Raw genomic sequence first — 13,552 nt, forward strand, 5'->3', positions numbered from 1 at the left:
AAGCTCGACGGCTCCCACATTTGATCTTTGTCAGCCGCCGAACTGGAAGGTGCCCATGGCCAGCTTGGCCATCAGGGCGCCGGCGCCCAGTTGCACCAGCCATAAGGCCAAACCACCGAGGAATACGCCGAGCGCGACTTGCAGCACCAGGCTTTTCTGGCGCTTGACGGGGGGTGGGCGCGGGGTGAAGTGGTCCAGTTCGTCGCGGTCGGCACGCAGGTCCAGGTCGTCGTTTCTCATAGGATACTCAAGGGGAAGGGACTGTCTTGCTGTCAGTCTAGGGGCAGCGGACTGAAAGCAGCGAATTTTTAGGGGCTGAACACCCGCTCTTGAAGGCAAACCACCCACCCTGTGGCGAGGGAGCTTGCTCCCGTTGGGCTGCGCAGCAGCCCCAGTTCAGGCACCGCATTCATTCATAAAGTTCACGGTGGCAGGTTTTGGGGCCGCTTCGCAGCCCAGTGGGAGCAAGCTCCCTCGCCACAGGGGGCGCGGTTTTCAGAATGAAAAAGGGGAAGCCATTGGCTTCCCCTTTTTTTGCATCACAACAGGCTTACAGCACCTGAACGATGGCCTTGGTCACTGCATCAATGTTCTTCTGGTTCAACGCCGCCACACAGATACGACCGGTATCCAGCGCGTAGATACCAAACTCGCTACGCAGGCGTGTCACTTGTTCAACGCTCAGGCCGGAGTAGGAGAACATCCCGCGCTGGCGACCGACGAAGCTGAAGTCGTGGCCCGGAGCAGCCTTGGCCAGGTCAGCCACCATCTGCTCGCGCATGCCGCGAATGCGCAGGCGCATTTCCGCCAGTTCCGCTTCCCACTGGGCGCGCAGCTCAGGGTTGTTCAGCACCGCTGCCACGATCGCCGCGCCGTGGGTCGGCGGGTTGGAGTAGTTGGTGCGGATCACACGCTTGACCTGGGACAGGATGCGCGCGCTTTCTTCCTTGGAGTCGGTGACGATGGACAGGGCGCCCACGCGCTCGCCGTACAGCGAGAACGACTTGGAGAACGAGCTGGACACAAAGAAAGTCAGGCCCGACTCGGCGAACAGGCGCACCGCAGCGGCGTCTTCGTCGATGCCGTCGCCAAAGCCCTGGTAGGCCATGTCGAGGAACGGCACGAGGTTTTTCGCCTTGACCACGTCCAGCACTTGTTGCCAGTCGGCCGGGCTCAGGTCGACGCCGGTCGGGTTGTGGCAGCAGGCGTGCAGCACGACGATGGACTGTGGCGGCAGGGCGTTGAGGTCTTCCAGCAGGCCGGCGCGGTTTACGTCGTGGGTGGCGGCGTCGTAGTAACGATAGGTTTGCACCGGGAAGCCGGCTTTTTCGAACAGCGCCTGGTGGTTTTCCCAGCTCGGGTCGCTGATGGCGACGACGGCGTTGGGCAGCAGTTGCTTGAGGAAGTCAGCGCCGATTTTCAGGGCGCCGGTGCCGCCGACCGCTTGGGCGGTGATGACGCGGCCGGAGCTGATCAGCGGCGATTGCGCGCCGAACAGCAGCTTTTGCACGGCCTGGTCGTAGGCGACAATACCGTCGATCGGCAAGTAGCCACGGGCGGCGTGTTGCGCCACGCGAATGGCTTCCGCTTCGGCAACGGCACGCAAGAGTGGAATCTTCCCCTCCTCGTTGCAGTAAACGCCCACGCCAAGGTTCACCTTGGTGGTTCGGGTATCGGCGTTGAATGCTTCGTTGAGGCCCAGGATTGGATCGCGTGGTGCCATTTCGACAGCGGAGAACAGGCTCATTTTTGCGGCAGCTCTATAGAGAGTGGAGGGACGTGTCGCGCTCCAGCCGAATGCACTAGAGCGGTGCACAAACGGGGAGCTAGTATAGAGGCCATCACTGCTCACGGCGACAGCCGAAACGGCTTTTCGGCCAAGTTTTTCGGTTTATTTACCGACCGTTAGTCTTATTGCAACATGGGTGACCAACGGCATGTAGGACGATTGCCTTGAAACCCGTCACATTCGCCTCCACTTCTACAGCTATCATGGTTTTTTCCTGCAACCTGCGCCGAACAGTCGCGGGTCGCGGTCTTTTTCGTCCCCGTTGCTTTTTCCGGCCTCGGGGTGACTCAAGAGGTACGTTATGTCGGATTTCCAGCTAGTCACCCGCTTCGAGCCCGCCGGCGATCAACCGGAAGCCATCCGCCTGATGGTCGAAGGCATTGAGGCCGGCCTCGCGCACCAGACCTTGCTCGGGGTGACCGGTTCCGGCAAGACTTTCAGCATCGCCAACGTGATCGCCCAGGTGAACCGCCCGACCCTGGTGCTGGCGCCGAACAAGACCCTGGCCGCGCAGTTGTATGGCGAGTTCAAGGCGTTCTTCCCGAACAACGCGGTGGAGTACTTCGTTTCCTACTACGACTACTACCAGCCGGAAGCCTACGTACCGTCGTCCGACACCTTTATCGAGAAAGACGCCTCGATCAACGACCACATCGAGCAGATGCGGCTCTCGGCGACCAAGGCGCTGCTGGAACGCAAGGACGCGATCATCGTCACCACGGTGTCGTGCATCTACGGCCTGGGCAGCCCGGAAACCTATTTGAAGATGGTGCTGCACGTCGACCGCGGCGACAAACTCGACCAGCGCGAACTGTTGCGTCGCCTGACGAGCCTGCAATACACCCGCAACGACATAGATTTCGCCCGGGCGAGCTTCCGCGTGCGCGGCGATGTGATCGACATCTACCCGGCGGAATCCGACCTGGAAGCGATCCGCATCGAGCTGTTCGACGATGAAGTCGAGAGCCTGTCGGCCTTCGACCCGTTGACCGGCGAGGTGATCCGCAAGCTGCCGCGCTTCACCTTCTACCCTAAAAGCCACTACGTGACCCCGCGCGAAACCCTGATGGGCGCCATCGAGGGCATCAAGGCTGAGCTGGTGGAGCGCCTGGAATACCTGCGTTCCAACAACAAGCTGGTGGAAGCCCAGCGCCTGGAACAGCGCACCCGCTTCGACCTGGAGATGATCCTCGAGCTGGGCTACTGCAACGGCATCGAAAACTACTCGCGCTACCTCTCGGGCCGCGAGTCCGGGCAGGCGCCACCTACCTTGTTCGATTACCTGCCGGACGATGCCTTGCTGGTGATCGACGAGTCCCACGTCAGCGTGCCGCAGGTGGGCGCGATGTACAAAGGTGACCGTTCCCGTAAAGAGACCCTGGTGGAATACGGCTTCCGCCTGCCATCGGCGCTGGATAACCGGCCGATGCGTTTTGACGAGTTCGAAGGCATCAGCCCGCAGACGATTTTTGTCTCGGCCACGCCGGGTAACTACGAGGCCGAACATGCCGGGCGTGTGATTGAGCAACTGGTGCGCCCGACGGGCCTGGTGGACCCGCAAATCGAAATCCGCCCGGCGCTGACCCAGGTGGATGACTTGCTCTCGGAGATCACCAAGCGCGTGGCCCTGGAGGAGCGGGTGCTGGTCACCACGCTGACCAAGCGCATGTCCGAAGACTTGACCGATTACCTGGCCGACCACGGCGTGCGCGTGCGCTATTTGCACTCGGACATCGACACCGTGGAGCGCGTGGAAATCATCCGCGACCTGCGCCTGGGGGCGTTCGATGTGCTGGTGGGGATCAACCTGCTGCGTGAAGGCCTGGATATGCCGGAAGTGTCCCTGGTGGCGATTCTGGATGCGGACAAGGAAGGCTTCCTGCGTTCCGAGCGCTCGTTGATCCAGACCATTGGCCGGGCGGCGCGCAACCTGAATGGCCGGGCGATTCTGTATGCGGACCGGATTACCGGTTCCATGGAACGGGCGATTGGCGAGACCGAGCGTCGTCGCGACAAGCAGATTGCCTACAACCTGGAGCATGGCATCACGCCGAAGGGTGTGTTCAAGGACGTGGCCGACATCATGGAAGGCGCAACGGTGCCGGGTTCGCGCAGCAAGAAGCGCAAGGGCATGGCCAAGGCTGCGGAGGAGAATGCCAAGTACGAAGCGGAATTGCGTTCGCCGAGCGAGATCACCAAGCGTATTCGTCAGTTGGAAGAGAAGATGTACCAGCTGGCGCGGGATCTGGAGTTTGAAGCGGCGGCGCAGATGCGCGATGAGATCGGCAAGTTGCGGGAGCGGTTGCTGGCTGTGTGATGATCGTTCCCACGCAGAGCGTGGGAACGATCTTCAAGCTCTTTGTGGCGAGGGAGCTTGCTCCCGCTGGGCTGCGAAGCGGCCCCAAAATTCTGGGAGCGCTCCGCACTCCAGCGGGAGCAAGCTCCCTCGCCACAACAAGCTCCCTGGCCACAGGTTATTTCAGTGGGCTTCCCCAGCCTTAAGCCCCGCCGGCAACGCCTTGGTCAACAAGATCGCCACCATGCTGATCCCCAACGCCAACCCTACAAAATGGAACGCATCGTTGTAAGCCATGATCTGCGCCTGCTGATGCGCTATCTCACTCAACTTGCCCAACGCCGCCGTCTCACTGCCAAACGTCTCCGTCAGCCTGGCCATGCGCTCTGCCACCTGTGGATTGGTCGGCACAATCGCCTCACGCAGGTAATCAAAGTAGGTCTTGGTGCGTGCATCCAGTAGCGTCGCCAGCAACGCAATCCCGATCGCCCCGCCCAGGTTTCGCAAAATATTGAACAGGCTCGACGCCGACCCCGCGTCCTTCTGCATGATGTATGCCGTGGCAATCAGCGAAATTGTCACCATGATCAACGGCTGCCCCAACGCACGGATGATCTGGATGCGGTTGAACTGGTCGCCGGCAAAGTCCGGGTTCAGCACCCCCGATGAAAAACTCGCCAACCCGAACAGCCCGAACCCCAGGGTGCACAGCCATTTGGGCGACACGTACTTCATCAGCTTGGGCACCAGCGGAATCAAAAACAGCTGCGGAACCCCCATCCACATGATCACTTCGCCGATTTGCAGGGCGTTGTAGTTCTGGATCTGCGCCAGGTACAGCGGCAGCAGATAAATCGAGCCATACAACCCCACGCCCATCCCCAGGCTCGAAATACTCGACAGCCCGAAATTGCGATTGCCGAGGATCCGCAGGTTGATCAGCGGGTTGGGCTTGGACATCTGCACGATCACAAAGGTGATCAGGCTGAGCAGGGCGACAGTGCCCAAGCTGACAATCAGGTTCGACTCCAGCCAATCCTTGCGATGGCCTTCTTCCAGAAACACCTGCAAACACCCAAGGCCCACGGCCATGGTAAGGATGCCGAGATAGTCGGTGCTTTTGAGCAGGTCCCAGTTGGAGTCCTTTTTCTCCAGGCCGTACAGCAGCCCGGCGATCATGATCAGGCCCGGTGGGATGTTGATGTAGAAGATGTATTCCCAACCCCAGTTTTCCGTGAGCCAGCCACCAATGGTCGGGCCGATGGACGGGGCGAAGGTGGCGGTCATGGCGAACATGGCCATGCCTTTGGCGCGGTGATGTTCGGGCAGCTTGATCAGCGTGAGGGTGAACGCCAGGGGGATCAGCGCGCCGCCGGTAAAGCCCTGCAGCGCGCGGAATACGATCATGCTTTCCAGGCTCCAGGCCATGGAGCACATCAGCGAGGCGATCAGGAACCCGCCCGAGACCCACACCGCCAGCCGACGCGCCGACAGCAGCTGCACCAGCCAGGCGGTGAGGGGGATCATGATGATTTCGGCCACAAGGTAGGAGGTGGAAATCCACGAACCTTCTTCCAGGGTGGCCGACAGCGCGCCCTGGATGTCCTTGAGGGAGGAGTTGGTGATCTGGATGTCGAGCACCGCCATGAAGGCGCCGAGCATTACGCTCATGACTGCTATCCAGTCGCGCCGGCTCGGTTCGCCTACCGGCGGCAGCAGTTGATCACCGGCCATCGTGCGGGTCTTGGATGTTCACTTTGACCGTCACCGACATGCCCGGGCGGATTTTGCCTTGCAGCGGGTTGTCGGTGGCGAAGGTCAGTTTGACCGGAATCCGTTGTACGACTTTGGTGAAGTTGCCCGTGGCATTGTCCGGCGGCAGCAGGCTGAATTGCGCGCCGGAAGCGCCGAACAGGTTGGCGACGCGGCCTTCGATTGGAGTATCGCTGTAGGCGTCGAATGTCAGCTCGGCTTTTTGCCCAGGCTGCATATGGCCGATCTGGGTTTCCTTGAAGTTGGCCTGCACCCAGATGTCCTGGTCCGGGACGATCGACAGCAGGTAGGCGCCGGCCTGTACGTATTGACCGTTGCGTGCGGCACGCTGGCCGATCAGGCCGCTGATGGGCGCGTGGATTTCGCTGCGGGTCAGGTTCAGTTCGGCCTGGGCCAGGTCAGTCCTGGCGTTGGCGATCATCGCGTCGAGGCGCTTGATCTCGGCGTTCAGGGCGTTGACCTGCTGGCGCTGGCCCTGCAGGTCGGCCTGGGCCATGGTCACCTGGGAGCGGGCGATGTGGTTGTCGGCGTCGAGGGTGGTGACCCGTTCTTCGGAGACATAGCCGGGTTTGCGCAGGGTTTGTGCGCGGTTCAGGTCGATCTGCGAGCGGCCGAGGGTGGCCTGGCTGGACGAGACCTTGGCTGCACCGGCGGCGATCAGGCTGGCTTGCTGGGTCAGTTTGCTCTGGGCCTGCACACGCTCGGCTTCGCGCATGGCCAGGGCGGCGTTGGCGCGGTCGACGGCGAGGTGGAAGTCGTCGCCTTCGAGCTTGACCAGCAGTTGGCCTTTTTCCACGTGCTCGTTGTCGCCCACCAGCACCTCGACGATGCGCGCACCCAGTTGGCTGGAGACCCGGGTGATCTCGCCCTGGACGTAGGCGTTGTCGGTGCTTTCATAAAAACGGCCCTTGAAGAACCACTGGGCGAAAAAGCCCCCGGCGATCAGGACCACGATAAACAGGAAGATAAACAGGCGGCGTTTGAGCGGGGCAGGCATGGCAATAATGTCGTCGACAAAAGGTAATGGAATATAGCCAGCGAACGGTCTGGCAAATAGCCATGTCGAGACTTGAGACCGGACCTTGTCTCATATGCCCTTTGTTCGCCTCCCCACGCTGGAGCCCAAGGGCTTGGGGCTGTTACCATTCGCCCCTTGTTTCATTTTCAGTTTTATCGCCAATTCGAGACCCGCCATGACCACCGTCCGCACGCGCATCGCGCCATCGCCTACTGGGGATCCCCACGTAGGTACTGCTTACATCGCCTTGTTCAACTACTGCTTTGCCAAGCAGCATGGCGGTGAATTCATCCTGCGGATCGAAGACACCGATCAACTGCGCTCCACGCGCGAGTCGGAACAGCAGATTTTCGATGCCCTGCGCTGGTTGGGCATTACCTGGGCTGAAGGCCCGGACGTCGGCGGCCCCCACGGCCCGTATCGCCAGAGCGAGCGCAGCGACATCTACAAGCAGTACACCCAGCAACTGGTCGACATGGGCCACGCCTTCCCGTGCTTCTGCACCGCCGAAGAGCTGGACCAGATGCGTGCCGAGCAACAGGCCCGTGGTGAAACCCCGCGCTATGACGGCCGCGCACTGCTGCTGTCGAAGGAAGAAGTGGCCCGGCGCCTGGCTGCCGGCGAGCCGCACGTTATCCGCATGAAGGTGCCGAGCGAAGGCGTGTGCGTGGTGCCGGACATGCTGCGCGGTGACGTCGAGATCCCGTGGGACCGCATGGACATGCAAGTGCTGATGAAGACCGACGGCCTGCCGACGTACTTCCTGGCCAACGTGGTGGATGACCACCTGATGGGCATCACCCACGTACTGCGTGGCGAAGAGTGGCTGCCATCGGCGCCGAAACTGATCCTGCTGTACGAGTACTTCGGCTGGGAACAACCGCAGCTGTGCTACATGCCGCTGCTGCGTAACCCGGACAAGAGCAAGTTGTCCAAGCGCAAGAACCCGACCTCGGTGACCTTCTACGAGCGCATGGGCTTCATGCCCGAAGCGATGCTCAACTACCTGGGCCGCATGGGCTGGTCGATGCCGGACGAGCGCGAGAAGTTCTCGTTGCAGGAAATGGTCGATAACTTCGACCTGTCCCGTGTGTCCCTGGGTGGGCCGATCTTCGACATCGAGAAGCTGTCGTGGCTCAACGGCCAGTGGCTGCGTGACCTGCCGGTGGAAGAGTTCGCCAGCCGCGTGCAGCAGTGGGCGTTGAACCCCGAGTACATGATGAAGATCGCGCCGCTGGTGCAGGGCAGGGTGGAGACCTTCAGCCAGGTCGCACCGTTGGCGAGTTTCTTCTTTGCCGGTGGCGTGAACCCGGACGTGAAGCTGTTTGAGTCGAAGAAACTCTCGGGTGACCAGGTTCGCCAGTTAATGCAGTTGATCCTGTGGAAGCTCGAAAGCCTGCGCCAGTGGGAGAAGGATGCGATTACCGCGACTATCCAGGCGGTGGTTGAATCCCTGGAGCTGAAATTGCGCGATGCCATGCCGCTGATGTTTGCCGCGATCACCGGGCAGGCGAGTTCGGTGTCGGTGCTCGATGCGATGGAAATTCTGGGCCCGGACCTGACTCGCTTCCGTCTGCGCCAAGCCCTTGATTTGCTTGGTGGTGTGTCGAAGAAAGAAAACAAGGAATGGGAAAAGCTGCTGGGCGCTATCGCTTAAGCACGCCGTTGTAACGGCCAAACCCCGGTTTTCCGGGGTTTGCTCGGTAAGTGATTGTTATCTCGGCAAAAAATTTTGAAAATTGTTGAAAATAAATTTGACACGTTTCGAATACGCCATTAAGATTCGCCCCGTCCTCACCGACGAGGGGCTATAGCTCAGCTGGGAGAGCGCTTGCATGGCATGCAAGAGGTCAACGGTTCGATCCCGTTTAGCTCCACCAATTTACAGGTTCAAGGTCTGGCCACACCGTCCTTGAATTCGATCAGACTCAGCCTGATCACGTTGTATAGAAGGTTTGTGTCCCCTTCGTCTAGTGGCCTAGGACACCGCCCTTTCACGGCGGTAACAGGGGTTCGAGTCCCCTAGGGGACGCCAGTTTCAACAAGCAGTTCGAAAGGTCTGCTGCGCCGCGAGGCGAAAAATCCGGGGCTATAGCTCAGCTGGGAGAGCGCTTGCATGGCATGCAAGAGGTCAACGGTTCGATCCCGTTTAGCTCCACCAATTTACAGGTTCAAGGTCTGGCCACACCGTCCTTGAATTCGATCAGTTCTCAGCGCTGATCAGTTGTACAGAAGGTTTGTGTCCCCTTCGTCTAGTGGCCTAGGACACCGCCCTTTCACGGCGGTAACAGGGGTTCGAGTCCCCTAGGGGACGCCACGATTACCCGCTCTGCGGGATTTTTAAGGGTCATTCAATTATTGAATGGCCCTTTTGTTTGTCTGGCGTTTGGCCAATCCTCCTTCCTTTTTCCCTGAATGTTCTTCTGACCAATGGTCATGCCTGTGGCTTGCGAAATATTATTATGGTAATAATATTCGAAGCATGAGATTCGGAGGCAACGATGAACGATAAAAAAGCGCAAACCCGCGAACGCATTCTGCAAGCTGCCGGCGCCGCCCTGGTACAACGCGGCCCGGCCGAGCCGAGTGTGGGCGAAGTCATGGGCGCGGCGGGGCTTACCGTCGGTGGTTTCTACGCGCATTTTGAAAGCAAGGATGCGCTGATGCTGGAGGCCTTCACCGAGTTGTTGGCCCGGCGTCGCGCCGCCGTCGATGACATGGACTCCTCGCTGACCGGTGAAGAGCGTCGCGCGCTGGTCGCAGCGTTCTACCTGTCGCGTAAACACCGTGACTCCACCAGCCAGGCGTGCCCGATCCCGTCCACCGTGGGCGAGATGAGCCGCCTGCCGGACGAATTTCGCCAGGCCTTGAACGAACACTGCGAACTGATGGCAGCACAGCTGGCCGCCAGCCCGGAAGACACCGACAAGGCCTTGGCCGACATGGCACTGATGATCGGCGGCTTGTCGCTGGCCCGCGCCCTGGGCCCGGGTGAGTTATCGGATCGTGTATTGCGTGCGGCCAAGTCCGCAGTGCGTTAAGAACGGCTTCTGGCCTGAGGGATGAGCGATGGGCACGTTGAAATGGATTCGTGGCGTCAATGGCACCTTGGGCCGGCTGGCGCCGCAAACGGTGGCCAGCAAGATGCGTCGGGTGTTCATGACGCCTCGCGATTTGCCGCCCCGTGACTGGGAGCTGCCGCTGCTGGCGCAGTCCGAGCGCATCACTTTGCGTTTCGGCCTGTCGGCGCTGAAGTGGGGCCAGGGCCCTGCGGTGCTGTTGATGCACGGCTGGGAAGGGCGCCCGACGCAATTCGCCAGCCTGATCAGCGCATTGGTGGACGCGGGTTATTCGGTGGTTGCGCTGGACGGCCCGGCCCACGGGCGTTCGCCGGGGCGCGAAGCCCATGTGCTGCTGTTTGCCCGTGCCATGCTGGAAGCGGCTGCCGAACTGCCACCGCTGCATGCGGTTGTCGGTCACTCCATGGGTGGGGCCAGCGCGATGTTGGCGGTGCAGTTGGGCTTGCGCACCAAGGCGTTGGTCAGCATCGCCGCACCCTCGCGGTTTCTCGACGTGCTGCGCGGCTTTGCCGGCATGGTCGGTTTGCCGGCGCGAGCGCGTTCGGCGTTTATCCAGGAGGTCGAGCTGACGATGGGCATGCCTCTCAAGCACCTCGATGTCGCCCACTATCAAATGAATATCCCGGGCCTGATCGTGCATGCCGAAGACGATACCTTCGTCTCGGTCAAGGCTTGCCAGGTCATCCATGACGCCTGGTTCGACAGCCGCCTGCTGCGCCTGGAGCAGGGCGGGCACCAGAAAGTGCTGGCGGATCCGCGTGTGATCGAAGGCGTGCTGGCGCTGCTGGCCGGCCGCCACGTGCCGGAGCGCCAAACCGCCTGAGCCATGGGTTACACTGCTCGCCGCCGACATTAATCGACCGGGAGCACCCCATGGGCTGGGATTTGGCAACGCCGTTTATCATCGATCTGCAGGTCGGTGCCGAAGACATCGACGGTCTGGGGCACGCCAACAACGCCGTTTACGTGTCCTGGCTCGAACGCTGCGCCTGGCGCCATTCCCAGCGCCTGGGGCTGGACCTTAGCGAGTACCGCAGGCTGGATCGCGCGATGGCCGTGGTGCGTCATGAGATCGATTACCTCGCCGCCGGTTACGAGGGCGATGAGCTGCAGTTGGCGACCTGGATCGTCGACTGGGACCAGCGCCTGAAAATGACCCGACGCTTCCAGCTGGTACGCCCGCGTGATGGCGCTACCTTGCTGCGAGCGCAAACCACCTTTGTCTGCATCGAACTGTCCAGCGGCAAGCCCAAGCGCATGCCGTCGGAATTTCTTGAGGGTTATGGCCCTGCGCTGCAAGGCGAATTACCTGCCAGCGTCTGAAACCAGTAAACTGCGCCACGTTTTTCGTTGAGTGTTTTCCATGCAAATTGCTTTGGCGCCCATGGAGGGGTTGGTCGACAACATCCTGCGGGACGTGCTGACCCGGGTCGGTGGTATTGATTGGTGCGTGACCGAGTTCATCCGGGTCAACGACCGCCTGCTGACGCCTGCCTATTTCCACAAACTCGCCCCTGAGTTGCTGCACGGTGCCAAGACCGCTGCCGGCGTGCCGCTGCGTGTGCAGTTACTCGGTTCAGACCCGGTGTGTTTGGCGGAAAACGCCGCCCTGGCGTGTGAGCTGGGCTCTCAGGTGGTTGACCTCAACTTCGGTTGCCCGGCCAAGACCGTGAACAAGTCCCGTGGCGGTGCGGTGCTGCTCAAGGAGCCGGAGCTGCTTAACCAGATCGTCGAACACGTACGGCGTGCGGTGCCGGCACATATTCCCGTCACGGCCAAGATGCGCCTGGGCTTCGATAGCCCCGACGGTGCCCTGGTGTGCGCCACGGCCCTGGCCGAAGGCGGCGCAGCACATATCGTGGTGCATGCCCGCACCAAGGCTGACGGCTACAAACCTCCGGCGCACTGGGAGTGGATCCCGCGTGTGCAAGAGGTGGTCAAGGTGCCAGTGTTCGCCAACGGTGATATCTGGAGCGTTGAAGACTGGCGGCGGTGTCGCGAAATCAGCGGTGCCGAAGACATCATGCTCGGTCGCGGCCTGGTGGCTCGTCCCGACCTGGCCCGGCAGATTGCTGCCGCGCGGGCCGGGGAAGAGGTGGTCGAGATGACTTGGGCGCAGATGCAACCCATGCTCCAGGAATTCTGGCGGCAATCCGTTGAGCAATTGACCGAGCGCCAGGCGCCGGGACGCTTGAAGCAATGGCTGGCGATGCTGACCCGCAACTATCCCGAAGCAGTTGAACTATTTACGCTGATGCGGCGGGAAACCGACCTGGAGCAGGTAGGACGATTGTTAGGGGTGCCTGATTCGGTTGCGCTGCAAAATTGAGTACATATATATAAGCGTTTCAATTCAGTAGGAAAGGGTGCCGTGGGCGCCCTTTTTTTTGCTTGAAATAAGGCCACGGATCGTTAACAGCGAGTGTTTGTGGGCACGTGACTAGAGCTTTTTGATTGCTTTATATATGTGAGCAAGTTTCTTGTTTGCTACAGAGTCTTGCGGTGTCAGCGGCGCATATTTTTAAGTTTTGTTAGTTGGAGTATGAGGGGCGCGCGCAATAACACAGATATGAATGACTGGCGTGGGTGAGTGATTTCATCAATTTGCCTTAACGGCTGACTGTTGCCTGATATATCCATTTTGCCCACGGCGACCACCGGGTAGGCATGATGTTTTACGGAAAGTCCATAGGATAAAGTCTCTATTTTCATTTGATTTCCTTATGTGAAGGCCGATTTTCGGAACCCGATGCTCGCAACACCCACGAAAGTAGGGAGTGTGCAGCACTCGGGTTTGTTTCCAGTCCAGAACCTGGACGGTCTGTTTGCAGACCGCTGAAGGAGTTTTGGCAATCACTGAATAAGGATTTGTTTATGTCTAATTTGTCGGTCAATAATTTCCCTCGCTTGACTAATGACTTCAATCAGCAGAATGCAGACCTGCCAAAGTCTGTCGACAAGAGCGCCGGCGAAATCCGGGCGAATACGCCCGGCACAGTATTGAAAAACAATCCCGCCGTGGTGACGGATGGAACCGTCACCTTCAACAAGGATGCACTCGAGAAGTTGTTCGAGTTGTTTGAATATGCATTCAAGGCCATACGGAACATGTTGTCCGGGCAGGGGGGGATGCCCAAGTTGGTACCCGATGCTGGCCCGCTGCCTAAACCCGAAAAGAGTAGCGATACTCCGGTGAAGGATAAGGCGGACAGTAAATCGAATGTGCCTGACACTGCGGCCAAGGACAAGGCGGGGACTGACTCGCAAGTGCCGAACACTGTAGCCAAGGACAAAGCCGAGACCAACTCGCCGGTATTGAACACTGCACTCAAGGACAAGTCCGGGCCCAATCCTGAGGTGTCGGTACAGAAAGACAAGCCAGCAAACAATCCAGCGGTCCCGAGTTCCGAGGTTAAGGTAACGCCTAAACCCCTGCCAGATCCCCGCAGGCCAGACCCCGCATCGGGCAAGGACGTGCAGCCGAACAGCCGGAGCAGTTCCGACGTGAACGTCACGGTCCAAGTGATGAACTGCCATTGTCCTCACCCGGATGCAACGAAGCCGGTCCCGCCTAAGCCCGATGCACCGGTCCCGCC

12 protein-coding genes and 4 tRNA genes are annotated in these 13,552 nt (G+C 60.1%); 11 read left to right on the top strand and 5 right to left on the bottom strand.

The window, feature by feature from the left end:
- Nucleotides 1–30: 30 nt before the first annotated feature.
- Complete coding sequence (locus HX814_RS02750; RefSeq protein WP_003214473.1) at nucleotides 31–240, bottom strand: hypothetical protein; 210 nt, start codon at nucleotides 238–240, stop codon at nucleotides 31–33.
- Between the two features lie 310 nt (nucleotides 241–550).
- Nucleotides 551–1,747, bottom strand: a complete 1,197-nt coding sequence (locus HX814_RS02755) for an amino acid aminotransferase (RefSeq protein ID WP_003214471.1) — start codon at nucleotides 1,745–1,747, stop codon at nucleotides 551–553.
- Between the two features lie 343 nt (nucleotides 1,748–2,090).
- Between HX814_RS02755 and uvrB the strand changes: the two genes are divergently transcribed.
- Nucleotides 2,091–4,106, top strand: coding sequence for an excinuclease ABC subunit UvrB (gene uvrB / locus HX814_RS02760; protein ID WP_008438773.1), 2,016 nt, complete (start codon nucleotides 2,091–2,093; stop codon nucleotides 4,104–4,106).
- Between the two features lie 162 nt (nucleotides 4,107–4,268).
- Here uvrB and HX814_RS02765 read toward each other — a convergent pair whose 3' ends face one another.
- Together HX814_RS02765 and HX814_RS02770 are read right to left on the bottom strand one after the other, a co-directional pair.
- Nucleotides 4,269–5,819, bottom strand: a complete 1,551-nt coding sequence (locus HX814_RS02765) for an MDR family MFS transporter (RefSeq protein WP_177009372.1) — start codon at nucleotides 5,817–5,819, stop codon at nucleotides 4,269–4,271.
- On the bottom strand, nucleotides 5,809–6,855 hold the full coding sequence (locus tag HX814_RS02770) for an HlyD family secretion protein (protein ID WP_008438770.1): 1,047 nt from the start codon (nucleotides 6,853–6,855) through the stop codon (nucleotides 5,809–5,811). Before HX814_RS02770 ends, HX814_RS02765 begins: the two co-directional genes overlap by 11 nt.
- Before the next feature lie 196 nt (nucleotides 6,856–7,051).
- Between HX814_RS02770 and gltX the strand changes: the two genes are divergently transcribed.
- From gltX to HX814_RS02815, 9 genes are all read left to right on the top strand, one after another.
- Nucleotides 7,052–8,533, top strand: coding sequence for a glutamate--tRNA ligase (gene gltX / locus HX814_RS02775; protein ID WP_003214464.1), 1,482 nt, complete (start codon nucleotides 7,052–7,054; stop codon nucleotides 8,531–8,533).
- 147 nt (nucleotides 8,534–8,680) lie between these two features.
- A tRNA-Ala gene (locus HX814_RS02780) sits at nucleotides 8,681–8,756 on the top strand.
- Between the two features lie 79 nt (nucleotides 8,757–8,835).
- Nucleotides 8,836–8,911, top strand: a tRNA-Glu gene (locus HX814_RS02785).
- Nucleotides 8,912–8,961: 50 nt separating this feature from the next.
- Nucleotides 8,962–9,037, top strand: a tRNA-Ala gene (locus tag HX814_RS02790).
- 80 nt (nucleotides 9,038–9,117) lie between these two features.
- Nucleotides 9,118–9,193, top strand: a tRNA-Glu gene (locus tag HX814_RS02795).
- 184 nt (nucleotides 9,194–9,377) lie between these two features.
- Entirely contained in the window at nucleotides 9,378–9,917 is a 540-nt protein-coding gene (locus HX814_RS02800; protein WP_003214462.1) for a TetR/AcrR family transcriptional regulator, read from the top strand.
- Between the two features lie 28 nt (nucleotides 9,918–9,945).
- Nucleotides 9,946–10,779 (top strand): alpha/beta hydrolase, encoded by an 834-nt coding sequence (locus tag HX814_RS02805; protein ID WP_102368520.1) that lies wholly within the window; start codon nucleotides 9,946–9,948, stop codon nucleotides 10,777–10,779.
- A gap of 50 nt (nucleotides 10,780–10,829) precedes the next feature.
- On the top strand, nucleotides 10,830–11,279 hold the full coding sequence (locus HX814_RS02810; RefSeq protein ID WP_177009373.1) for a thioesterase family protein: 450 nt from the start codon (nucleotides 10,830–10,832) through the stop codon (nucleotides 11,277–11,279).
- 40 nt (nucleotides 11,280–11,319) lie between these two features.
- A complete protein-coding gene (locus HX814_RS02815; RefSeq protein WP_177009374.1) occupies nucleotides 11,320–12,285 on the top strand; it encodes a tRNA-dihydrouridine synthase in 966 nt (321 codons plus the stop codon).
- A gap of 176 nt (nucleotides 12,286–12,461) precedes the next feature.
- Here HX814_RS02815 and HX814_RS02820 read toward each other — a convergent pair whose 3' ends face one another.
- The gene (locus HX814_RS02820; RefSeq protein ID WP_134326072.1) at nucleotides 12,462–12,668 is read right to left on the bottom strand and encodes a hypothetical protein; all 207 of its coding nucleotides are present in this window, start codon (nucleotides 12,666–12,668) and stop codon (nucleotides 12,462–12,464) included.
- Between the two features lie 162 nt (nucleotides 12,669–12,830).
- Here HX814_RS02820 and HX814_RS02825 point away from each other — a divergent pair.
- The coding region (locus HX814_RS02825) for an adhesin (RefSeq protein ID WP_177015379.1) at nucleotides 12,831–13,552 on the top strand (722 nt) is incomplete at its 3' end.

Origin of the sequence: Pseudomonas sp. C8002 (genome assembly GCF_013385765.1) — a bacterium.
In the GTDB taxonomy this organism is placed as follows: Bacteria; Pseudomonadota; Gammaproteobacteria; order Pseudomonadales; family Pseudomonadaceae; genus Aquipseudomonas.